Source organism: Shewanella intestini (genome assembly GCF_018221465.1).
In the GTDB taxonomy this organism is placed as follows: domain Bacteria; phylum Pseudomonadota; class Gammaproteobacteria; order Enterobacterales; family Shewanellaceae; genus Shewanella; species Shewanella intestini.
On sequence record NZ_JAAIKR010000002.1, the window covers coordinates 228485 to 251712 of the forward strand.

General features: G+C 40.4%; 19 protein-coding genes. 17 read left to right on the top strand and 2 right to left on the bottom strand.

Annotation, left to right across the window (positions count from 1 at the left end; genetic code table 11):
- The first annotated feature begins 2 nt into the window (after positions 1 to 2).
- The 11 genes from G3R48_RS04130 to G3R48_RS04180 all read left to right on the top strand — a co-directional run bounded on the left by G3R48_RS04130 (position 3) and on the right by G3R48_RS04180 (position 13848).
- On the top strand, positions 3 to 1619 hold the full coding sequence (locus G3R48_RS04130; RefSeq protein ID WP_212593209.1) for a hypothetical protein: 1617 nt from the start codon (positions 3 to 5) through the stop codon (positions 1617 to 1619).
- A gap of 529 nt (positions 1620 to 2148) precedes the next feature.
- On the top strand, positions 2149 to 4764 hold the full coding sequence (nirB, locus tag G3R48_RS04135) for a nitrite reductase large subunit NirB (protein ID WP_153663342.1): 2616 nt from the start codon (positions 2149 to 2151) through the stop codon (positions 4762 to 4764).
- Positions 4761 to 5087 (top strand): nitrite reductase small subunit NirD, encoded by a 327-nt coding sequence (gene nirD / locus G3R48_RS04140; RefSeq protein WP_153663344.1) that lies wholly within the window; start codon positions 4761 to 4763, stop codon positions 5085 to 5087. The genes nirB and nirD overlap by 4 nt, the downstream gene beginning before the upstream one ends.
- Before the next feature lie 20 nt (positions 5088 to 5107).
- Positions 5108 to 6574 carry a NarK family nitrate/nitrite MFS transporter gene (locus G3R48_RS04145; RefSeq protein WP_153663346.1) on the top strand — a complete coding sequence of 489 codons (1467 nt, stop codon included), beginning with the start codon at positions 5108 to 5110 and terminating at the stop codon, positions 6572 to 6574.
- Between the two features lie 64 nt (positions 6575 to 6638).
- Positions 6639 to 8516, top strand: a complete 1878-nt coding sequence (locus tag G3R48_RS04150) for a bifunctional protein-serine/threonine kinase/phosphatase (protein ID WP_228497377.1) — start codon at positions 6639 to 6641, stop codon at positions 8514 to 8516.
- A gap of 547 nt (positions 8517 to 9063) precedes the next feature.
- Entirely contained in the window at positions 9064 to 9603 is a 540-nt protein-coding gene (locus G3R48_RS04155; protein WP_153663348.1) for a curlin, read from the top strand.
- A gap of 17 nt (positions 9604 to 9620) precedes the next feature.
- Positions 9621 to 11276, top strand: a complete 1656-nt coding sequence (locus G3R48_RS04160) for a beta strand repeat-containing protein (RefSeq protein WP_153663350.1) — start codon at positions 9621 to 9623, stop codon at positions 11274 to 11276.
- Between the two features lie 148 nt (positions 11277 to 11424).
- Positions 11425 to 12057, top strand: coding sequence for a response regulator transcription factor (locus G3R48_RS04165; RefSeq protein WP_153663352.1), 633 nt, complete (start codon positions 11425 to 11427; stop codon positions 12055 to 12057).
- The gene (locus G3R48_RS04170) at positions 12054 to 12572 is read left to right on the top strand and encodes a curli production assembly/transport protein CsgE (RefSeq protein WP_153663354.1); all 519 of its coding nucleotides are present in this window, start codon (positions 12054 to 12056) and stop codon (positions 12570 to 12572) included. Before G3R48_RS04165 ends, G3R48_RS04170 begins: the two co-directional genes overlap by 4 nt.
- A gap of 12 nt (positions 12573 to 12584) precedes the next feature.
- Positions 12585 to 12989, top strand: coding sequence for a curli assembly protein CsgF (locus tag G3R48_RS04175; RefSeq protein WP_153663356.1), 405 nt, complete (start codon positions 12585 to 12587; stop codon positions 12987 to 12989).
- 1 nt (position 12990) lies between these two features.
- Entirely contained in the window at positions 12991 to 13848 is an 858-nt protein-coding gene (locus tag G3R48_RS04180) for a CsgG/HfaB family protein (protein ID WP_153663358.1), read from the top strand.
- Between the two features lie 157 nt (positions 13849 to 14005).
- Here the strand turns inward: G3R48_RS04180 and dacB are convergent, their stop codons facing one another.
- Positions 14006 to 15739 carry a D-alanyl-D-alanine carboxypeptidase/D-alanyl-D-alanine endopeptidase gene (gene dacB, locus G3R48_RS04185; RefSeq protein ID WP_153663360.1) on the bottom strand — a complete coding sequence of 578 codons (1734 nt, stop codon included), beginning with the start codon at positions 15737 to 15739 and terminating at the stop codon, positions 14006 to 14008.
- Between the two features lie 379 nt (positions 15740 to 16118).
- On the opposite strand from dacB, the gene pssA reads away from it, so the two are divergent.
- The 5 genes from pssA (at position 16119) to G3R48_RS04210 (ending at position 21206) form a co-directional block, all read left to right on the top strand.
- Positions 16119 to 17432 carry a CDP-diacylglycerol--serine O-phosphatidyltransferase gene (pssA, locus tag G3R48_RS04190; RefSeq protein WP_153663362.1) on the top strand — a complete coding sequence of 438 codons (1314 nt, stop codon included), beginning with the start codon at positions 16119 to 16121 and terminating at the stop codon, positions 17430 to 17432.
- Positions 17432 to 18232 (top strand): tRNA-uridine aminocarboxypropyltransferase, encoded by an 801-nt coding sequence (locus G3R48_RS04195; RefSeq protein ID WP_153663364.1) that lies wholly within the window; start codon positions 17432 to 17434, stop codon positions 18230 to 18232. The genes pssA and G3R48_RS04195 overlap by 1 nt, the downstream gene beginning before the upstream one ends.
- Positions 18233 to 18368: 136 nt before the next feature.
- Complete coding sequence (locus G3R48_RS04200; RefSeq protein WP_153663366.1) at positions 18369 to 18686, top strand: hypothetical protein; 318 nt, start codon at positions 18369 to 18371, stop codon at positions 18684 to 18686.
- Positions 18687 to 18860: 174 nt separating this feature from the next.
- Positions 18861 to 20825: a RecQ family ATP-dependent DNA helicase gene (locus tag G3R48_RS04205; RefSeq protein WP_153663368.1), complete on the top strand. Its 1965-nt coding sequence runs from the start codon at positions 18861 to 18863 to the stop codon at positions 20823 to 20825.
- Between the two features lie 102 nt (positions 20826 to 20927).
- Positions 20928 to 21206, top strand: a complete 279-nt coding sequence (locus G3R48_RS04210) for a hypothetical protein (RefSeq protein WP_153663370.1) — start codon at positions 20928 to 20930, stop codon at positions 21204 to 21206.
- A gap of 115 nt (positions 21207 to 21321) precedes the next feature.
- Here G3R48_RS04210 and eco read toward each other — a convergent pair whose 3' ends face one another.
- Positions 21322 to 21900 carry a serine protease inhibitor ecotin gene (eco, locus tag G3R48_RS04215; protein ID WP_153663372.1) on the bottom strand — a complete coding sequence of 193 codons (579 nt, stop codon included), beginning with the start codon at positions 21898 to 21900 and terminating at the stop codon, positions 21322 to 21324.
- Between the two features lie 287 nt (positions 21901 to 22187).
- On the opposite strand from eco, the gene G3R48_RS04220 reads away from it, so the two are divergent.
- A complete protein-coding gene (locus G3R48_RS04220) occupies positions 22188 to 23204 on the top strand; it encodes a GGDEF domain-containing protein (RefSeq protein WP_153663374.1) in 1017 nt (338 codons plus the stop codon).
- The last annotated feature ends 24 nt before the right edge of the window (positions 23205 to 23228 follow it).

A 23228-nucleotide genomic window follows, 5' to 3' on the forward strand; every position in this document is an offset into this window, starting at 1 on the left:
CAGTGCAGACAACTCATGATGATGGCAGTCGTTGCACAATGACTGATAACCATAGGATTAGCAGTAAAAATCAAATATCTCATCAAATTGCTAAAGCACTATCAGCCCCACAATATGTCGCTTCAGTGCTTGCTGCGCGTAACGAAGATATACAAATTAGCAAGATAACGCCAAGCGCAATAAATTCGACATTCTCGCAAGAGTTAGTGGCAACAATGCCTGTAGAAGACAATGACAATAAGAGCGACAATAACTATCAACCTGATGAGCAACATTTTATCGAACAACAACTTGATGTGAAAAACACTGATTTTACCCAAACAATTAAGGCACTTGGTAGAGGTAAAAAAGGATCGCGGACTTTGTCTGTAACTGAATCAATGGCGTTTTTTATCGGCTTTGCTCGCCGACAAGTCAGCGATATGCAAATGGCAACCGCATTGATGTTAATGCGAGTCAGAGGGGAGACAAATCAAGAGCTAGCAGGTGTAGCGCTTGGGCTAAAGCATTTACTTTACCCTAATTGGGAACAGTTGACCACAGATATAGATTGGCCTGTGTACGCTGGTAAGCGTGAACAATTACCTTGGCTATTATTGGCAGCAAAGGTATTAGCTAAACAGGGGATTAAAGTGTTTTTACATGGCGATCATCAATCACTCTCACATCGTCGCCATGTTGCTAATTATATTCATGCATTAGGAATTGAGTCATGCCACACACCTTTGCAGGCGCAATATCATCTTAATCAACACAATATTGTTTATGTGGATATCAGTTATATGCTACCCGTGGTGGGTCGTTGCCGCGCTATTCACCAGCATCTTGGGCTTAGAAGTTTGGTTCAAATGGCGGTTCGGTGTGTTAATCCGACCAATGCTGCAATCTCACTTCGTAGTTATTTTCATGCTGGTTTAGATACTAGCCATATTGAAATTGCCAAGTTAATGGCAGCATTTTTAGCGACAAAAGCAACAAGCATTCTATCGAAATCCGATAACACGGGACAGCCAACAACAAAAATTGTTATTTTTAAAGGCTTACAAGGCGAGACAGAAATTAACCCAAGAGTGACGACTAAAGTCAGTATTGTTGAGTCTATAAGGGGAAGCGATAAGCTATTTCTCGATGATAGTTCAACAAGCCACACTAAGCTAAGGCAAGTGACTGTGCCCACTGTTCTTGAAGCATTTTCAGGGGCAAAAGTTGGTCAGGCACAATTAACAGCTGAAGATTTACATTCACTGTGGGCTGATGGCAAGCTTTGTTCTAGTGACAGTTCTAGTGACAGTTCTAGTGACAGTTCTAGTGACAGTTCTAGTGACAGTTCTAGTGACAGTTCTAGTGACAGTTCTAGTGACAGTAGGTTTGTAGCTAAAAAAAATGGCGCAGGATTATTTAGTGCTAAGCAACAAACCGAACATAAAAATCAACAGTTAACTCAAGCTAATGCCAGTGTTATTGTCACGCTCGCGTTGTTGTTTAATGTTTTACAAATATACTCTTCAGACTCTGACATGATGCAACACAGCGAATCAAACAACATGTTCGACATTAATGAGTTGAGTCAATCAGCGCTTAATTACGCCAAACAATGTTGGGACGATCGTCATAGGTAATTTCCAAGCCTAATCGTCAAGGTGATTAGGCTTGAAACATTTATATCTTCAGCCTCGCACTTGCGAGGCTTGTTTATTTTTGGGGGAACACACACTTAATTTACCGCTTGCTGGTGGTTATACAAAGGCCGTTAAAGCGTAAAGAAAACCGAAAATTGGCCAATTTAATCTCTGCTTTATGATTATTCTCTCTTGCGTCTAACTTTCTCCTTACTTATCTGTTTAAGTCCATCATTTACAATAGATTGGATACATATAAAGAGGTATGTAATTGAAGGTTTTTATGTTTAAAAACAGCATCTTAAAAACATTGCTTGTTCGCATTGATTTGGTGCGATTGCTCATTAATAGCGCATTTAAAACGGCGTTGGTGGCGTAATAAAATCACAAAGTACTTATTTAACAGATGCTTATATTATTGGCACAGTCGCTGCAATATTTAACCAAGACTAATTATTAATGCGTAGTTGCAACCGAAGTGTTTAACAACATCGACACAGGCAGTTTTGCACAACCAAGGGAGCAGGTAATGGCAATCACAAAACCTAAGTTAGTGGTCATAGGTAATGGCATGGTTGGACACCATTTTATCGAGCAATTATGTGAGCATAAAATGCAGCATGTATTTGATATTCATGTGTTTGGCGAAGAAAGTCGTCCCGCTTACGATAGGGTACAGTTATCTAAGTATTTTGAAACTAATAGCGCTTTAGCATTAATGTTGGCCACTCAAGATGATTATCAACAAAATGGGGTCACCTTACATTTAAGCGCTAAGGTGATAGCGCTTGATACTGAAAATAAATCCATCACCACAGCAGATAATCGAGTGATTGAATATGACCGATTAGTGTTAGCAACGGGGTCGTATCCATTTGTGCCTCCTATTAATGGTAACGACAGAGAACATTGCTTAGTTTATCGCACCATTGAAGATCTTGAAGCCATTAACCAAGCTGCGGCCACGGCCAAAGTTGGCGTGGTTGTCGGCGGTGGTTTACTTGGATTAGAAGCGGCAAATGCGCTTAAACAACTTGGTGTGAAAACGCATGTTGTGGAATTTGCGCCGCAATTAATGCCCGTTCAGCTTAATGATAAAGCGGGAGAGTTGCTTTGCCAAAAGATTGAACAATTAGATGTCAGCGTGCATGTAAATAAAGCCACGACAGCGATTATTGATGGTGAAACCGCTCGTCATCGGATGACATTTAACGATGATAGTTATTTAGAAACTGACATGATTGTCTTTTCTGCAGGGATTAGGCCGCAAGATACCTTGGCCAAACAAGCACAAATCAGTACAGGCGAACGCGGTGGTATAGTGATTGATAATCATTGCTTAACCTCTGCCAAAGATGTTTATGCGATTGGTGAGTGTGCATTATGGCAACAACGTATCTTTGGTTTGGTCGCGCCAGGCTACCAAATGGCAAATGCTGCCGCATCGCATATTGTTCATTCGGTCGCTGATGTCACTGCAATTGAGTTTACCGGTGCCGATATGAGCACAAAACTTAAATTGCTGGGTGTCGATGTTGCCGCGATTGGTCAAAGCCGTGGTTTTGACGGTGCGCAATATGTCGAGCTTAGCGACAATCAAGCCGGAATCTATAAAAAATTGTGGTTAGATGAAACCGGGCTGCACCTTAAAGGCGCGGTATTGATAGGAGATAACAGTGAATATAATTTTTTGCTTGATTTATACCTGTCACAAGATGCCATTGATGGTGCTGCGGTAGACCTATTGTTGGGCGGCGCTGCCAATGAGGCTGATTTAAAAGACACATCGATTGTGTGTTCTTGTCATCAGGTCACTAAAGCCGATATTGCCAATGATGTTATTGCGGGTAATCACCAACTTGCGCAGGTAAAAAGTTGTACTAAAGCCGCCTCAGGTTGCGGTGGGTGTGCCTCATTAGTCCAGAAGATAATAGATCAAACCTTAGAAGCACAAGGGGTTGATTTTAATAAAGGGATTTGTGAGCATTTTGAACACGACCGCCAAGCGTTATATCACATCTGTAAAGTTGACAATATCCGCGATTTTGACCGCTTAATCAGCCAACATGGTAAACACACAAGTGGCCACAAATACGGTTGCGATATTTGTAAGCCTGCTGCAGCATCTATTTTTGCCAGCTTGTCCAATGATTATGTACTCAATCAAAACTTGTCCCACGTGCAGTTACAAGACACCAATGATGCTTATTTAGGTAATTTACAAAAAGATGGCAGTTACTCTGTAGTCCCGCGAATTGCTGGTGGTGAAATTACCCCAGAGAAATTAATTGTCATTGGTGAAGTGGCTAAGGATTTTGACTTGTATACCAAGATTACGGGTGGACAACGAATTGATCTTTTTGGGGCGACATTATCGCAATTACCGCTAATCTGGCGCCGTTTAATCGACGCGGGTTTCGAAACGGGTCATGCCTACGGTAAGTCATTACGCACCGTTAAATCTTGTGTCGGCAGCGCTTGGTGCCGTTATGGGGTGCAAGATTCCATCAAAATGGCAATAGATCTTGAAAATCGTTATAAAGGCTTGCGCAGTCCGCATAAGTTAAAGTTTGCTGTATCAGGTTGTACCCGCGAGTGCGCCGAAGCGCAAAGTAAAGATATTGGCATTATCGCATCAGATAAAGGCTGGAATTTGTATGTTGCAGGTAATGGCGGTATGCGCCCGCGTCATGGTGACTTATTTGCCACAGATTTAACGACCGAGCAATTGTATCTCTACATCGATCGTATCTTGATGTTTTATGTCAAAACCGCGGACAAACTCCAACGCACTTCAACTTGGCTTGAATCACTTGATGGTGGTGTTGAGTATTTAAAGGCCGTGGTCATTGACGATATTCTGGCAATTAATGATGAGTTGTCTACGCAAATGGCGTTAGTTGTGGCGCGTTATCAGTGCGAATGGAAAACCAGCCTAGCGTCGCCCGAATTTCTTACTCGTTTTACTGAATTTGTTAATCCTTCCCAAGCGCCTAAACAGGTTGAACAAGGTTATCAACGTATTAGGCAACAGCGATTTCCCGTTAACAGCCTAATAAGCAAAACGGGGGCGGGACAAATTGCGGTGACACAAATTGATGACGATGCCCCATTGCAACAGACGACACAGGAGGACGTGATATGAATTGGGTCAAGATTTGTGAGGCGAGTGTATTACCGCAAGGTTCTGGCATTGCTGCGTGGGTAAATGAAACCGCAGTGGCCATTTTCGACTTAGGCAATGACGGCTTATATGCAGTCGGTAATGTAGATCCAGCAACAGGGGTGAGCGTATTAGCCAGAGGGTTAGTATGTGATATCGAAGGCAAATTATGTGTTGCTTCACCATTGTATAAACATCATTACCAATTAGAAGATGGTGTGTGCATTGAAGACAGTAATTTATCTGCCATGTCATTTGAAATTAAGAAGCAACACGGACAAGTATTGGTTAAGGCCATCGCATAACATTAATTTAAGGACAAATTATGAGTACCGAAAAATTTAATATTTTTGCATTTCACGGAAAAATGAAAGTCATGCATTTAAGTTGGATGGCGTTCTTTATTACTTTTGTGGTGTGGTTTAATGCCGCGCCTTTAATGACCGTTATTGCAGATAGCATTGGTTTAACCACCGCACAAATTAAAACCTTATTGATTCTTAACGTAGCGTTAACGATCCCAGCACGGATTATCATTGGTATGGTGACAGACAAATATGGCCCACGTTTAACATACTCGGCCTTATTAGCTATTTGTTCCATTCCGTGCTTTATGTTCGCGGTTGCCGATAGTTTTGAGCAATTAGCCATCGCGCGTTTCTTATTGGGCTTCATTGGAGCTGGCTTTGTCATTGGTATTCGTATTGTCAGTGAGTGGTTTCCGGCTAAAGAGTTGGGTACTGCTGAGGGTATTTACGGTGGTTGGGGCAATTTCGGTTCAGCTGCGGCGGCGTTTACCTTGCCTGCTGTTGCATTGGCATTTGGTGGTGAAAATGGCTGGCGATATGCCATTGGGATCACTGGTGCAATGAGCTTGTTATTTTCATTTGTGTATTACTTTAATGTTACCGATACCCCAAAAGGTTCGACTTATTTTAAACCTAAAAAAGCAGGTGGGTTAGAAGTCACCAGTAAAAAAGATTTTGCCTTGCTCATTGTGATGAAAGTGCCAATGTATGCAACCTTAGCGTTACTGGCGTGGAAACTGTCACCAACTGGCGTAGCAATGCTAACTGAAACCATGACACTCGCCATTTATGTTGGTTTGCTATTAGTATTTTTATTTGATGTTTTTCAGACTTATCAAGTGAATAAACAGATTTTTGTCGCTGAAGTGCCTGAGTTTGAACGCTATGAGTTTAAGCAAGTTGCGGTATTAAACATCATGTATTTTACCACTTTTGGTAGTGAGCTTGCGGTTGTATCAATGTTGCCATTGTTCTTTGCTGAAACCTTTGCATTGGGTATGGCACAAGCAGGGATGGTCGCTTCTAGTTATGCGTTTATGAATTTAATGTCGCGTCCCGGTGGCGGGTGGTTAAGTGACAAATGTGGCCGTAAAACAACATTACTTATCCTGACTGCAGGATTAGCCGTGGGTTACTTTATGGTGGCACAAATTGATAGCAGTTGGGGGCTTTCCTTAGCGATTGTCGTGGTGATGGCTTGTTCTTTTTTTGTCCAAAGTGGTGAAGGTGCAGTGTTTGCAGCGGTGCCGTTAATTAAGCGGCGCTTAACTGGCCAAATAGCCGGAATGACAGGGGCTTATGGCAATGTGGGCGCTGTGTTCTATCTGACCGTCTATTCAATGGTTTCAACGCAAACATTTTTTTATGTTATTGCAACCAGTGCGGTATTTGGTTTCATGACCTTATTCTTTATGTCAGAGCCTAAAGGCCATATAGCTGAGATAAATGAAGAGGGTAAAGTAACGTTAATTAGTGTGAGCTAATAATGTTAATTAGCGACTGACACGCTATGAGGGTCATTAAACGCCCCTCAGGTGATAAATAAACATGAACACATTAAAATCATCAATGGTAAAAGCGGAATATCAGGCGGATCAAATAGATATTGCTGTCACTAACTGTCCGCAGGATAGGGTGCAAGGTTATATCGATGATATCCAAAGCGCAGCCGATACCTCTATTGCCCACTTAACGTGTATTCAGTCACTTGCATTAAATGTGGGTCAATATTCAACAGCAGGATTAAAACCGCAAAATGAAGATGCCATCGCGATTAATATCCCACAAGGAATGGCACTAACCACAAAAGGAATTGTGAGTGTGATAAGTGATGGTGTCAGCACCGCAGAAGGCGGCGCACAAGCATCAAGAATAAGTGTCAGTAACTTTATTGCTGATTATTATTCAACACCAGATACTTGGGGAGTACAAGTTGCTAGTACGAAAGTATTAACGGCATTGAATCGTTGGTTATATGGCTTAGGGCAAGATTATCGTGATGCACGTAAAGGTTTTGTGTGTACTTTTAGTGCATTAATTTTCAAATCATGCAGTGTGCATTTATTGCATGTGGGGGATTCTCGCGTCTATCGATTTAGAGATGGCGTGCTTACCCGCTTAAGTCAAGATCATTGCACCCAAGTGGCTCAAGGAAAAGCGTATTTAACTCGCGCGTTAGGGCTTGATGTGAAGCTTGATGTTGATTACCGCCAAGTTGATGTTCAACTACATGATGTTTATGTACTGCTCACTGATGGTATTCATGATGTATTAACTGATAATGAAATAAGCCAAGCATTGCAACGTATGATGCAGCAAGCCAGCATCAATGATTGTTTGTGCGAACAAGTTTGCCAACAGTTAGTTGAAAAGGCGCTTGTTTGCGGCAGTGATGATAATCTAAGTGCACAAATTTTGTCAGTTTCTTCATTACCGGAACAAGGGGTAGATGACGTATATAAGCACCTTTCAAAACGGCCTTTTCCACCACCATTAACCGTTGGGATGTTCATGGATGACTATCAAGTAACGGCGATTTTGTATCAATCACAACGTAGCCAAGTTTACAAAGTGATTGATAATACTGGCAACAGTTATTGCATGAAAACACCTTCTGTCAATTATCTTGATGACGCTGCATATATTGAACGTTTTATATTAGAAAGTTGGATAGGAAAGCGGATACAAAACCCGCATGTGGTGAGTATTTGCCATGTTAATAAACCTAAGTCCAGCTTATATTATTTAACCGAATACCTTAGCGGGCAAACACTCGCTCAGTGGATAAATGACAATCCATGTGTATCAATAGCACAGGTATTAGGGCTAATTAAACAAATAGAACGTGGAGTAAGAGCCTTTCATCGCAAAGAAACCCTGCATCAAGATTTAAAGCCTGACAATATATTTTTAACAACCAATGGATTAGTAAAGATAATCGATTTCGGCTCTTGTTATATCAAAGGGATAGCGGAGATATCAACTCCGCTGGTACGTGACCATATCTTAGGTACGATAGATTACAGTGCCCCAGAAATAATCTTAGGTTATCAAGCCGGCAGACGCGCAGATATCTTTTCACTAGCGGTGATAACCTATGAAATGCTCACCGGGCAGTTACCCTTTGGTGCAAAATTGGCCAAGTGTCAAAGTCGACGAGATTATTTGGCCTTAAAATACATACCAGCGCATCAACTTAATCCAATGCTGCCAGAGTGGATTGATGTCGTATTGAAAAAAGCGTTATCCATTGAGCCTTGTCATCGCTATGCAGACACCGCGGAATTTTTACATGCTCTGACTACGGTTAACTATCCGGTTGTTGAAAAAACATTTATTCCACTGATGCAAAGAAACCCGCTGCGTTTTTGGCAAGGGTTAAGTTTATTGCTGGTGATTTGCTTAGTTTGTATCGCACTAAAATGAAATAAGTTAATTATCTTGTCCTCAATTAAAGTAAGCTTTACTGTGTTTGAATTCAATTAAGTCGTGCACATGTTTTTTAAGTAGACAGTCATGACATTATTACTTCCTTTACAACAGTCATATAGCAATCCTATGGCGCCTCCTGGACCCAAAGCCACTGTCAATTGTCCCTCATCTTCCTGCCTCAACCTGCTAGTTCATATTCTGTTAACAAGCTGATGTCACCGGCGGTTGATTCCTCTTTATGATACAGGATCACCGCATAAGGCTATGTATTTAATATATTTTGTTTTGGGTGCTGAAAATAAATAGCGTTAATTTCCCCTTTCATCATTGACGCAAAGTGTGAGGTTTTCATTGCAAAAATAGTACTAATGAGGGGGGCAAGGATTAAAAATCACTGCTTGGTCTATCATCCTTTAATACTCGCTGACGATTCAATCAACTTATCTGCGCGCCATAATATTGACACTCTCAACAACAACGTTGTGTTTAGTGAATTTCAAGATGATTGGAACCCATTAACTCAACACAAGGGGCAGGATGCATGACCTTGATTAAACGTGAAAAAAAATCTCACGTGACAGCCACAGCAAGGATTTTTGCTTGTGCGTTGTGTTTGAGTTCATTGCCAAGTTGGAGTCAACAAGACATCAGTGATGTTGATGAATTAGCACTTTCTGATAATCGTGCTCAAGTTACCCAATTTGGTGACTTGCTTTCATCAACCATCATGCAGGTCGGTGGCAGTAACCTTTCTGCTGTTAATCAATCTGGTTTTTCAAATCAAATGCTGGTTAATCAGCAAGGTTATGAAAACCAATTAATAGCGAATCAATTTGGCAGTGATATTGAAGCAACGGTTTTACAGTCTGGGTTTGGAAATCAAGTGTTATCTGAACAAAACGGGGCTGAATTATCGTTACATATTACTCAAATAGGAACAGAAAATTTAGCGGTCATTAATCAGACCGGAATAGAAAATGCTATTCGGATCCAGCAGTACGGCTCCGGACATGCAGTAGGTGTAACACAGTGGGGCAACTCACAAAGTGTTGTCATTACTCAAGGTAGTTTATCAAACTAAGTAAAGGGAAATACGAGATGAAATATTCAAAAATAGCAATTTTAGTATCATCTATGATGCTTGCTTCGGGTGCATATGCAAGTAATACCAACACGGCCAATGTCGGTCAATCTGGTAATAATAACCAAACCACAGTAACGCAGCAGCTCAACAGTGACAACAACTTGGCAGAGGTTGATCAAGCCGGTGATGATAACGTTGCAACCATCGACCAAGAAAACACTAGCCAAACAACGGCAACTGTTGACCAAGACGGTAGCGGTAACCAAGCAACTATCTATCAGCATCAATCTACATTGACTGCAACAGCGACTATCATCTCAAATGGTGATGGCAATACTGCGGATATTGAGCAGACATTTAACAATGGTTTAAATGCTGCTGCTGTCGTTAACCAACAAGGTAACGCTAACCAAGGTAATATTGTTCAAGATAACGGCGATGGTGCCAACTCAACCATTAATCAGTTAGGAAGTGGTGATACGGCATTAATCAACAATGTTTGGTCTGATTTTGCTAATGCAACAATAAACCAAAGCTTAGGTGGCGGTAATAATGCCGTGATTGATCAATATGCATCAGATGGCGCTGAAGCGACGATTAATCAAGAAGGCAGTGGTAACGTTGGTAGTATTGACCAAGATACAAATGTATTTAGTAACAATGCAACAGATGATGACACTGTCGCGACACTGTCACAAATTGGTGACGGTAACGTAGGTACTATCGCACAAACTGGTGTTTCAAATGAAACCGTCGCGCTGCAAATGGGCCAAGGTAATAACTTGTCTGTCTTGCAAAGTGGTGATGATAACTTCACTGATATTGAACAAGATGGCGATTCAAATGTTGCTGGTGTTACCCAAAGCGGTACGATGGCTAGTGCGACATTACTGCAAGCCGGTTCAGGCTCAGTTGCTACAGTAAATCAATCAGGTGATTTAAACGTCACGGATATTGACCAAAATGGTTTAAACCATACCGCGTCAGTGACCCAGCTTGACATGGAAAATGAAGCAAACATTGAACAGTTAAATGAAGGTAACTCAGCAACAATATTCCAAAGCGGTAATTCAGGAGCTGGTCTGGGTAATACAGCGACAGTTTCTCAAGTTGGTGTTGGTGATACTGCTAGCGTTACTCAAACAGGCGACACCAACCAAGCAGTTGTAAGCCAAGCAGCGTCAAGCTTCTCTAATAATATCGCTATTGTACAAACGGGTATTGATAACTATGCCGGTGCAGCGAGTGAGTTAGGTGGTGGTAGCTCTATTACCATTAACCAAACAGGTAATAGTAACGTTGTGGGTAACCAACCTGGTGCAAATAACTACTTTGGCCCAGATATCGGTGCAGGTACATTTGGTTCTGGCAATGTGGTGATGATTGATCAAGTCGGTAATGAAAACCAAGCTTATGCAGATTCTGCTGATATTTCATCTGTAGTGGATATTTCACAAACAGGTGACTTTAACAGTGCAGTTGCAGAATCTTGGACTGGTACAGACAACGAGTTAATGATTTCGCAAACGGGTACAAACCATATGGCAGATATCTTTGTAACTGGTGGTGTTAGTAACATGGTCAGTATCACGCAAACAGATTCAGGCAATATGGCTAGCGTAATTGCAAGTGGTTCAAACAACATGGCAACCATCGTTCAAGGTATGTAGTACTAATACTTTAGTCTAGGCAAGGGTGCGTAAGCACCCTTTAGGCTAATTGTTTACTGGTATTTGAGTTGCTAATCTTTATTTTCGTTATCGTACTTATTTCTTACTGGAAGTAGTTCTACCCATCGGTTCACATGGAGTGTTAAAGATGTTTAAAGTCGTTAATTGGATGATTGTCTCTCGTTCACAAATGTTGATAGATTTATTGGACTGTCGTTGGCCACAAGAGTTTTTAGTTAAGTTAACCAAAGCGGCACCGGGTGACATGGCTAAAAAGTTATCGCAACAATCGGTCACTATGGTCATTTTTGACTTATCTACGATTGACCTTCAACAAGCTTATCAATTACAGCGTTTAATAGAGAGAGAACATGCTCACTCACACACTGTCTTTATTAATTTTCCAAAACAAGTCGATGCCAAATTTATTATTCACCCTGCAACAACCTTGGGTGCGTTTTATGCTGAAGCGACTTTAGTTGAAATCAGCGCTGGATTTAATGAGTTATTAAAAGGTCGCAGTGTTTTCCCACAAGCATTACAACAGTCAATGACAAATACTGAGGTTGAAGATGACAGCGAGCAGTTGACCATTAGGGAAAGGGAAGTGTTACAAGCGTTGCTTTCTGGTAGTACCAATCTGGATATTGCTAATCAATTATTTGTGAGTGAGTCGACCATTAAAACCCACCTATACCGAGCCTTTAGAAAAATCGGAGTGTCTAGTCGCGGTCAAGCGATAGCATGGGCACAAACACACATGCACGAGGTACGTGTATGAAATACTACCAGTGGCTACTTGCAATCATTGTGATTAGCCACTTTTGTGTATTAGCCGATCCTATAAATGTTTCACCAGCCAAACAACCTGAAAAAACAGGCCAAGCAGACGACAAATATTTACCACAACAACAAGACCAAACCGTCAATATTAGCGATGCAACGCCGCGTAAAGAAACCGATCTGGTTGATGGATTAATTCTCAATAGAGCTATGACACGGTTAGGGCATCGCTTTTATCGAGATTTTGTTAGCGCTTACCGTGATATCAACGGCACAGCTTTACATACCGGCTTAACGGTAAAAGAATACGCAACTGCAAGAAGTGGCAGTAAAATTAGTATATTACACAATAGAAAACCCATTTTTGTCACGTTTGTCTCACCCGCATCGCGCAATATTGATGAGCAAGCATTAGGTGCGGCTCAACGCGTTGATAATGTATTGAAACAACATCAAAGGCAAACTAAGTGGAGCGCATTTACCGATCCGGATCTCGCGCCCGATGAAATATAGCAGGGAAGCATTATGAAAAAATTAATATTGATCTCAGCTTTGTTAACCTTTTCAGCGTCATCAATGGCGACTCAATTGGTTTATACACCCGTTAACCCCAATTTTGGTGGCAGTTACTTAAATGGCAGTTATTTACTGCAAAATGCCAGTGCACAAAATGAACACACAGGTGGTGGTTCAGGTTATGTAGCACCCACAGCGTTAGAGCGTTTAGCTAGTTCATTACAATCTCGTTTAATGAGTCAACTTTTTAATGATGCCGCTAATGGTGGTGAAGGGTACTTAAAAACAGATGACTTTGAAATTAATGTAGTCAATGAAGATGGTTCATTGTTGGTACACATCACGGATTTATTAACAGGCGAAACCACGGTGATTGAAGTTGGCGGTATCGTTGGTGAGACGACAGGAGGCTAATATGAAAAAGCTAATGATTATATCAGCTGTACTACTGTTGTCGGCTTGTAGCAGTATCGACAGTGAATTTGACGGCATTGAAGCCACTTCTAGTTTAATGCCTAAAGGCGAAACGTATCGTGACTTGGTTAGTTTACCTTCTCCTCAGGGACAGATGGTAGCAGCGGTATATGACTTTAGAGATCAAACCGGTCAATACAAACCTATTCCATCAAGCAACTTTTCAACGGCAGTACCGCAAAGTGGTACCGCTTTTCTTGCCCAAGCATTAAATGATTCAACATGGTTTGTGCCAGTAGAACGTGAAGGGTTACAAAATTTATTAACCGAACGCAAAATTGTTCGCGCAGGGTTAAAAGGCAAAGCAAATGGTTTGCCGCAACTCAATAGTGCCCAGATTTTAATGGAAGGGGGCATTGTCGCTTATGATACTAATATTAAAACGGGGGGGGCAGGTGCTCGTTACCTCGGCATTGGTACTTCTGGTCAATACCGTGTTGACCGGATTACAGTGAACTTACGGGCTGTCGATATTCGAACAGGACGTTTATTAAGTAGTGTTACAACAACTAAGTCTGTTATTTCAAAAGAAATTACCGCTGGTGTATTTAAGTTTCTAGATGCACAAGAACTACTCGAGGCTGAGGCGGGCTATACCTCAAATGAACCAGTTAGTTTATGTGTTGCTTCTGCGATTGAAAGTGCTGTTGTGCATTTAATTGCCGATGGTATTTGGAAAGGTGCGTGGAATTTATCGGATGAACAAAACGGCCTTAAAAATAAGACATTACAAAAATATTGGTTAGAAGCACACAGTGAAGCGCAGGTGAGTATGCGGCTAAAACAATTTAAAAGTTAGCTCGGTTGAAAGTCATGTTGTTAACGGTGGGGGCAACTGCAACTAATTGCGATAAGTACCCCTAAATCATAATATGAATTAATTTCTCTCTTAGCCCGAACTTTTCGGGCTTTTTTTATACTTTACCATTGGGTACAAATAGTACACTTTTTGTCGGTTAGTTTAAGGGAGGCAGTGTCGCCAACTCATTTAAAATGGCATTCACATAACTTTGTTTGTCTTGGCGTTTAGGTGAAATGTTATTTTCTAAAATGACAAACAAGAGTGTCCCGTTCGCTTTACTATTGAGTACACCAATTAAATTATGTACCCCAAGCATACTGCCAGATTTACCATGCAATCGGTGCTTAATCCCATCTTGTAAATATACCGCCTTTGTCCTTAATGTGCCGGACTCTCCCGCTGTTGGCAGTTGCGAAAGTAAGTTAACTTTCGCAGAGGCTTGATAACGTAATACCGCTAAAAGTTGATGAGCATTGACTAAGTTATAGCGAGAAAGACCCGAACCATCGGTAACGTTGGCATCGTTAACATCAAGACCTAATTGGCTTAATACTTGTGTCAGTACCCATGCTGGGTTGTCATTATTGTTGCCAGCGTTGCCAGCGTTGTCACTGTCACTTTTAGTGACAGTCTGTGTCTGGTGTAATTGTTGAGCTAATTGTTGAGCTATGGCATTAAGTAGGGTTTCAGCAATGACATTATTAGATTGCTGTAGCATTTGAGTGACTAAAGCTTGGGTACTGTCTGACTGATGCTGAGCGATTAATAGCGGGAAATGGGCTTTTAGAGATTGATTATCAAATTTAATAGGTTGATTGATATTAATTGGAGCGTGGCTAATATGAAGCTTTGCTAAGGTTTGTTCAACAAACGCATAGGCAAATTGACTTGGATTATTAATGGCTAGGGATAACGGTAGTGATAAACGATTAGTGTAACACCCGCTAATGTTATATCGCCCGTTTACCACTGGTGCTAAGTTGAGGCGGCAGTCATCCTTATTGTTATTGGTTTTAGCCTGCTGATTTTTTTTAAAGTAAGCGGTCGTATTAAATTCAAGTAATGGCGAAGAATGACCATTAATACGGTAGGCTTTTTGGACATCTATTGGGTAGGGGCTTAATGTGATTTTAGACGTTTCGTTATAGCGCTTTGCGGCTAAGTTGGCCTTGAGGCAATTTTGATCAATGACAATACCATTGGTTATCGGTGCGCCATAACAAATACCTAAATCATCCCACACCCAGCCTCGAGGTTGTGGCGTCGGTGTTACATTTGATGCAATAACAATTTCCCCATTAATCTGCTTAATCCCAAGTTTTGATAACGCGCTTATAAGATGGATTAATTGTTGATGTGTTAACAGTGGATCGCCACCAAAACGAATGAGCACGTCACCGTTGTAAACCCCATCAGCCTCGTTTAAGACGCGGTTTGTTGTTTGCTTATTATTTGCAACTTGCTCAGCAGATGAGTGAATTAACTTAGTATTTGATACTGGTGTTAGCGATCCAAACGGTGCAGAAAGGCGAATTTGAGTATCGAAATGATGCTTAAGCCCTAACACATGTTGAGCAGCAACCGCGGTGAATATTTTTTGGACACTGGCAGGTTGAAAGTAATGCGCGCTATTGTGTTCAAACAGTATTTGCTGGGTATCCATACGGTATATTAAGCTGCTGAGCTGACTTGCTCTATCTTGACTGACGTTGCTGGTTATCGCCGTTAATTGCTGTTGTAATTGGGTAAGGCTAATCGAGGGGCCTTGCTCATTGACGGGGCTATTGTTAGCGATACAACTAAAAGAAATACCGACCATTAATGTCATGTTAGTGAGGAAGCGAAAAGAATGTCTTAACGGGTGCAAAAAGGAGCGGATGAACTTCACGATAAAAATAACCTATGTACCGGGACAATATGCCCAGTTTAGCAATAATTTAGATTTAGTTTGGCGGTTAATTTTATGGGGCAATCCGTAAAATAAACAGTGCCATTGAAACTCGCATGGTAAAAAATCTACCTAATTGTGTAAAAAGGCGACAAAAATGTCATTTTTACTGATACGGGTCAGAAAATACTTGTTCGCCCCTTGCTATATGAGTAAGTTGTCATTCAAAATTGAATTAATAATGTTTATTGCACATAGCGACATTAATTAGTGTGGTGTTTCCTAATGGTAACAATGTCTGCAATTCAAATGGCAAATCTGTATACCGATCATTAAATAGGTATTGCTATTTCAAAGGTGCTTTTTAAAGGAGGATACCTTGCTGGATAAGCTAGGTGGAATTTCACTTAATGCTGATGCATTGAGCTGGTTACTAACCCCGCAAGATTTTAAAAAAACCTTGCTAGAAAAAATTGAACAAGCAACAACGTCAATCATTATCTCAGCTCTGTACGTTGAAGATGATGAAGCTGGACGTGAAATTTTGCATGCTCTAATGGCAGCGAAAGCAAAAAATCCTCAGCTAGAAGTCAACGTGCTGGTGGACTTTCATCGTGCTCGACGCGGATTAATCGGCCACAAAGGCGATAGCGGTAATTATATTTTATACCGTAAATTAATTGCACAAGCACAATATCCAATCAATATTGTGGGAGTGCCGGTTAAGTCGCGTGAATTTATGGGCGTACTCCACCTTAAAGGTTTTATTATCGACGATGTGGTGATATTCAGCGGTGCTAGTTTAAATAATATTTATTTGCATCAACAGCAGAAATACCGTTTTGATCGTTATCATATGCTGGAATCGAAAGCGCTTGCGACGTCAATGCGTGAAATGATTGAAAAATATATTTTAGCTGACCCTGCAGTTTGCTCATTGACTCAACCCGCTCAAACGGAAGTACTACCAGATAAACAAACAATACGCAGTTTTAAATTACGTTTAGCAAAAGCAAAATACGAATTTGACGCAACGCGCATTGGTAACCGTGTAACCCCAATTGTTGGTCTAGGGCGCAAAAAGAATAAGTTAAATGAAGCCGTTGTGGGGCTGGTCAATAATGCTCAAGAACACTTATTTATTTGTACGCCGTATTTTAATCCGCCAAGACCGTTAAATTTGGCATTATCTAAGCATTTACGTGAAGGCAAGAAAATCGATATTGTTGTCGGTGACAAAACCGCCAATGATTTCTTTATTCCAACAGATCAACCCTTTTCAACGATTGGGGCATTACCGTATATGTATGAGCAAACACTGCGCAAGTTTGCTAAAAGACAACAATGGGCAATTGAAAGCGGCCAGCTTAATATTTATTTATGGAAGCATAATATCAATAGCTACCATTTAAAAGGCATCAGTGCTGATGATAAAACCCATTTAATCACCGGTTCTAATTTAAATCCTAGAGCCTGGGCTTTAGATTTAGAAAACGGCTTATTGGTTCATGATGAATCGGGTGTCTGGAAAAACTCGTTTAAACAAGAACAGCAACATATTCTTGAACATACCGAGCGTTTATTTCATTACAGTCAAATAGAAACACTGCAAAGTTACCCAGCGCCTGTTAGAAAAGTGATGAATAGAATTAGACGCCTGAGAGCTGATTTTCTATTACGACGTATTTTGTAATGGATACCCGTAAACCTCAACAAGTTGCGTCTTTAGTTGATTTTAAGCCAGTGCATGCTGTGCACAGACTCTATGCTTATCGTAAATCTCTTTCTACAAAAGCATTTTCAGCTCGCGGTAAAAAACTGATCCGTTGCCCGTTATGTTTACTTGGCACCCAGTTTTGTACTTGTGCGCACCGTAAACCGCTCAGCAGTGACATTAGTGTCATGCTGATTATGTACGATGATGAAGTGCTAAAGCCAACCAATAGTGGTCGCTTAATCGCTGATTTAATTCCAGATACCCATGCATATTTATGGTCAAGAACGCAGCCAAATCAAGCTATGCTTGCGCAGTTAGTGGACCCGCAATATCAAGTTTATTTAGTTTTTCCTGAGCAATATGTTGAACAGCAAGTGGTATTTAATCGCATTGAAAAGCAAGCGCAGCAGTCAGATAAAAAAGTATTATTGGTTTTTTTAGATGGCAGTTGGCGACAAGCAATTAAAATGTTTCGCAAAAGCCCTTATTTGCATCAACTAAAAGTACTTTCTATTTCATCTAGCAAGTTAGCAACCTATGCCCTTAGAAAGGGGAGCCATGATTTTCAACTTGGCACCGCAGAAGTCGCAGCTCTGGCGTTAGATGCCGCTGGTGAGCCGTTAAATGGTCACGCGCTGACTGCGTGGTTTGATTTATTTGTCGAATCATCATTATTGGGTCGTAATCGGCGTTTAAAATCAACAATAGTGCCAATCAGCGAGTATGTTGATCAATTTAATCTTGCATATAACCAGGCTAAATCCAGTAACAAATAGTTGAAAGTTACCAATTAAAATTTAGTTTTTTTTGATTGATTAATACTATGATTAATCAATTCACAGAGAAACAAGCAGAGTGAACTAGCCTAAGGTCAAATTTAAAGCCAAAGGGCAGTTAGCATTTGGGAAGACAATGGATAGACAGTTAACGATACTTTATCGTTTAGAACCTGGCTGCTTAGGGCCTGACGGTATCGATCATATTGAAGCTTTTTGTTTATTAGTACAAAAAGCATTTATTAAAAAATTGCAGCCAATTTATCAATTGAATGTGGTGCCGCGATACGATAAATCATTGGCTGAAATCCAATTTTCAATTGGAAATAAAGTGCTTAATGACGACCAAGCAGATGCTTTTTTCAATGCGGCAGGTCTTGAACAACAAAAAATCATTGATGGCATTGAAGATAAATTAACCAAGTTGATCAATCAATATATCGCCCGCAAATAAAACGTTGATTTAAAGCGCACCATAAAGCCTGTTATGTGATAACAGGCTTTTTCACAACAGTGAGCTTTGGTGGATATTTATTTAGGGATGTCTTCCCATCGCCCTATAACGACATAACGACATAACGACATAACGACACAATCCAGACATCAACGCTAAAATACCAAGGACAAAATGGATTTTACTCAAACGCAATTGACCGACAACCTCCAGCAATGGTTTGGCTTTTCAGATTTTAATCATGGTCAGCAAGATGTGATAGAAACGCTACTGCAAGGGCAATCAGCATTGGCCATATTCCCAACAGGATCTGGAAAGTCACTATGTTATCAATATAGCGCATGTTGCTTACCCAATTTGACGTTAGTGGTGTCACCTTTATTGGCGCTAATGAAGGATCAATTAGCATTTTTGGCTGACAAAGGCATTGCTGCAGCCAGTATCGACTCAACGTTAAGTGCTGATGATGTAAATCAAGTTATGCAAGATGCTCGCAACGGCAAACTCAAAGTGCTCATGGTGTCTGTTGAACGTTTCAAAAATGAGCGTTTTAGGCGATTTCTTAGTGCTATTGCTATTTCGCTTCTAGTCGTCGATGAAGCGCATTGTATCTCTGAGTGGGGCCATAATTTCAGGCCTGATTATTTAAAATTACCGCAGTATCGCCAGCAATTCGCTATCCCTCAAGTATTACTATTAACTGCCACTGCAACACGTGCGGTTAAGCAAGATATGGCCAAAAGATTTAATATTGCCAGCAACACCATTGTCCAAACAGGTTTTGAACGTAAAAATTTAAGTTTATGTGTGCAAGGCGTTGAGCAACAAAATAAAATCCAAGTGTTAATGGATACGGTTAAGCCGCTGTATTTGCAAGATCAAGCCGGTATTATTTATGTGACTTTGCAACAAACGACTGAAACGTTGGCACAAGCTTTAAACCAACACGGAATTCACGCCAAGGCTTATCATGCCGGGCTTGACTATCAAATAAGACAACAAATCCAAGATGATTTTATGTCCGGACATATTAAAGTGGTTGTGGCAACCATTGCTTTTGGTATGGGGGTAGATAAAAGCGATATTCGGTTTGTTATTCATTATGATTTACCCAAATCGATAGAGAATTACAGTCAAGAAATTGGGCGTGCAGGACGAGATGGCAAGGCTGCTCATTGTATTACTTTAGCTAATAAAGATGGTATCAATACCGTTGAAAACTTTGTTTATGCTGACACCCCCAAACCCAATGATATTGCTCAATTGATTGAAATTATTCAACAAGGGACTTCCCAAGGGCGTTGGGAAATGCAAGAAACACCGGTGTCTAACCAATGTAATATCCGTTTATTACCCCTTAAAACGCTGTTAGTACAATTAGAAATGCGTGGCGTAGTGACGCCAAGTTTTGCTTATTTTGCTGATTTTAAATATCGCTTTAATAGTGATGCTCAAACAATTTTGAGCCAATTCAATCAACAACGCCAACAATTCCTCCAGCAAATATTTGACTTTACCGTGTTCAAAAAAGTTTGGGGTCAGTTAGATTTTGAAGCATTAAATCAGCAGTTTGGACATCAACGAAGCCGCGTGGTTGCGGCGCTGGAATATTTAGCTGAAAAAGATCTCATTACTTTAGAAACCAAGAAAATCACTCAAGTGTTCGAGGTTAATAGCCAACTTCTTAACCAAGAAAACTTATCCCATGAGTTAAGTACCTATTTTGCCAACAATGAGGACAAAGAAATCAAGCGCATTGCAGCGCTTGTTGACACGTTTGAGTCTCGTTATTGTCTCAGTTTTCACTTGGCGCAATATTTTGATGATCACCAAGCGGATGCGCAGTGCGGGCGATGTAGTGTGTGTTTGGGTGAGGCAGCGCAATTACCACAATCAACCCTAGCGCCTTTAGCTAGTGAACAACAGCTAACTCAGTTACTTACTCCGTTATTTGATGTCGCGTTAACCAAAGGCTTTACGCGACCTGATGTTAATCAACAAGCCAAGTTTTTAGTCGGTATGATGATGCCAAGATATAGTCGCGCCAAAATAAAGCAATTACCTGGCTTTGGTGCTTGCCAGCAGCATCGATTTGCACACGTATTAGAGGCCGTTTCGCGTTTAACGATTAACCTTTAACCGAGGTTATAAAATCGTTGATGTGGCTTGCACACTTGGGTGATATGAACAAACACATAAAATGTAAACTGACATTGCATAATTAATCGAAGTAGATTTTCAATGAGTAAAAGTGAACCAGAACAATTATTAAAAAAACACCAACAATTGACCTATAGTGAAGGGCTGACGGTTGAAACGCATACTCAAAGAGAGAAGGGGGACTGGTTTTTACAAACGTTAATGATAAAAGGTCAGCATGTACCTTTTAAATACAAACGGACCAAAAAGTACAAAAATCTCGCGGGACAAAAAGTCAGCCTAGTATATTATCCGGCAGTAGAAACCGTTGCTGGGTTTGAAGTTGAAATTATGCAAGTGGTCAGAATAAGACGATACTGATTTGACGATGCAGAAATTGTGTAGTGTATTGTTGTAAAAGAATGAATTCACTGTTCATTAACTATTGCGCCGTTATTAAGCCCTTAAATGGGCTTAATAACGTCAGTTTACTGATTTAGTTTGTTGTTTGGTAACGTTGAGTTGTTTTCCATGTTCGGTAAGTCAATTCAACGTCTGCGGGTAAATAGAATACCTTTGGTAAACGGCTGTTATATTTAAATTTAAACGCATCTCCAATTGGGATAAATCGCGTCGTTTTGGGTTCATAACACATTACCATGGTTGACATACCTTCAGAGTATTCGGTCATTTCATAAAAGCTATAACCCCAACCTTCAAGATTCCTTTGCGCTAAATCACCCCAATAGCCTTTTAAATTGCAATCTGCTAATTCAGTTTTGCCTAACTGAACTTCTACTTCATAATCACTTTCGTTATCTTGTTTTGGCAGCTGCAATACATGTTGCGTCATCCCCTTAACTGGGGCCGGAAACATACTGAAACTGGCTTCTGGACTGTGGTTAGTTGCAGTGTATATAGACGATGTAATGTGAGGACTTTCATTAGTAACTGCGCAACCTGTTGTCATTCCAATACATAACATCATCGCAGCTCCTGCACGGTCGAACGTTATGCGGGTTCGTTGAAATGGTTCAAAACAAAGTTTAGTTTGTGTTAACAAAGAGAATGTCATACTTGTTCCTTCATTTTAATGTAAATAGGTATTGAGTCAGGGTGTAAACAATAAGCGCCTGTAAAAGGGGTTGCTAAAGTTTAAAAAATCAAAACATGTGGATACAGCGTTTACATTGCTGCTTAATTATGCAGCATTGTCACCATAACAAATCAAACTTAAATTTTGGTTATTATTAAGATGAGATTTATTTAAGTTGTGGAATCTGAATACAGTTTTTTGGTTGCAAAGATAATGTAGAATGAAAAAATATAGAAACAGCTTATGGTTACGTACAAAGGTTTCACATGGATAAGAAAAATAAACTTGAACAATCTGCTGAGATTTTACGCTTAGCTGTCCCGCAGATGTCAGCCTTGAATATTCCTGTTACCCCGCAAAACTATGCAACTTGGTATGACTATTTTGCAGAAACAAACCTTAACTTGAAACGTGCCATCGATGGGCTTATTGCAAATAAAGCACAATTTACTGACGAGGTTAATCAAGGCTTATATCATCGTTTTATTGAAGCGAGATCGCCTGAGGTAATCGAAAATGTTCAAATAGAAACACAAATCGTACTGAGTAGCTTATTTGCTAAGTTAGAGACGTTTACAGACGGTAATCAGGTTTTTTCATCTTCTTTGCATCAGTTTAATAATGAATTACAGAAAAAGCCTTCAACTGAACTACTCAATCAGATGGTCATTCGTTTAGCTTCAGAAGTTGAAACCGTAATTTCTTCGAACAAAGAAATGCAAAATTCACTTGATGCATTAGGTGGCGAGCTATCTAATTTAAAGGGTGAAATGGAAAACCTCAATATCGTCGCCATGACTGATGAGCTGACATCATTAAATAATCGCCGCGCCTATGAATTATTTGCAACAGAGCAGTTAATTCAATTCCATGATCATCACGTTGGTTGCTGTTTATTGTTGATAGATATTGATCACTTTAAGCAATTTAATGACAGTTATGGTCACTTAATTGGCGATAAGGTGTTGGCTTATGTCGCCTTAGCGCTTAAACAAGCTGTTAAAGGTGAAGATTTTGTTGCCCGTTATGGCGGTGAAGAATTTGTTATTTTATTGCCTGACACAAAGCTGTCTGATGCAGTGGGGATAGCTGAAAAAATTCGTGAGCGGATTGCGGATAAACAATTGACCATTGGTAAAGAGAAAAAGTCACTCGGTCACATTACCATTTCAATTGGCGTATCGGCACTAACGCAAGGTGATGATATGGATACGGTTTTAGCAAGAGCAGATGACTTGTTGTATAACGCGAAAGCAGCAGGGCGAAATTGCGTCAAATATTAAGCTACCAATCTTGCGTATAAAAAA

What these genes read in the sequence shown, in the direction of transcription:
- nirB (WP_153663342.1), top strand. Translation starts at nt 2,149, where the DNA reads ATGGCAATCACAAAACCTAAGTTAGTGGTCATAGGTAATGGCATGGTT.
- nirD (WP_153663344.1), top strand. Translation starts at nt 4,761, where the DNA reads ATGAATTGGGTCAAGATTTGTGAGGCGAGTGTATTACCGCAAGGTTCT.
- G3R48_RS04145 (WP_153663346.1), top strand. Translation starts at nt 5,108, where the DNA reads ATGAGTACCGAAAAATTTAATATTTTTGCATTTCACGGAAAAATGAAA.
- G3R48_RS04150 (WP_228497377.1), top strand. Translation starts at nt 6,639, where the DNA reads ATGAACACATTAAAATCATCAATGGTAAAAGCGGAATATCAGGCGGAT.
- G3R48_RS04155 (WP_153663348.1), top strand. Translation starts at nt 9,064, where the DNA reads ATGACCTTGATTAAACGTGAAAAAAAATCTCACGTGACAGCCACAGCA.
- G3R48_RS04160 (WP_153663350.1), top strand. Translation starts at nt 9,621, where the DNA reads ATGAAATATTCAAAAATAGCAATTTTAGTATCATCTATGATGCTTGCT.
- G3R48_RS04165 (WP_153663352.1), top strand. Translation starts at nt 11,425, where the DNA reads ATGTTTAAAGTCGTTAATTGGATGATTGTCTCTCGTTCACAAATGTTG.
- G3R48_RS04170 (WP_153663354.1), top strand. Translation starts at nt 12,054, where the DNA reads ATGAAATACTACCAGTGGCTACTTGCAATCATTGTGATTAGCCACTTT.
- G3R48_RS04175 (WP_153663356.1), top strand. Translation starts at nt 12,585, where the DNA reads ATGAAAAAATTAATATTGATCTCAGCTTTGTTAACCTTTTCAGCGTCA.
- G3R48_RS04180 (WP_153663358.1), top strand. Translation starts at nt 12,991, where the DNA reads ATGAAAAAGCTAATGATTATATCAGCTGTACTACTGTTGTCGGCTTGT.
- G3R48_RS04195 (WP_153663364.1), top strand. Translation starts at nt 17,432, where the DNA reads ATGGATACCCGTAAACCTCAACAAGTTGCGTCTTTAGTTGATTTTAAG.
- G3R48_RS04200 (WP_153663366.1), top strand. Translation starts at nt 18,369, where the DNA reads ATGGATAGACAGTTAACGATACTTTATCGTTTAGAACCTGGCTGCTTA.
- G3R48_RS04205 (WP_153663368.1), top strand. Translation starts at nt 18,861, where the DNA reads ATGGATTTTACTCAAACGCAATTGACCGACAACCTCCAGCAATGGTTT.
- G3R48_RS04210 (WP_153663370.1), top strand. Translation starts at nt 20,928, where the DNA reads ATGAGTAAAAGTGAACCAGAACAATTATTAAAAAAACACCAACAATTG.
- eco (WP_153663372.1), bottom strand. Translation starts at nt 21,900, where the DNA reads ATGACATTCTCTTTGTTAACACAAACTAAACTTTGTTTTGAACCATTT.
- G3R48_RS04220 (WP_153663374.1), top strand. Translation starts at nt 22,188, where the DNA reads ATGGATAAGAAAAATAAACTTGAACAATCTGCTGAGATTTTACGCTTA.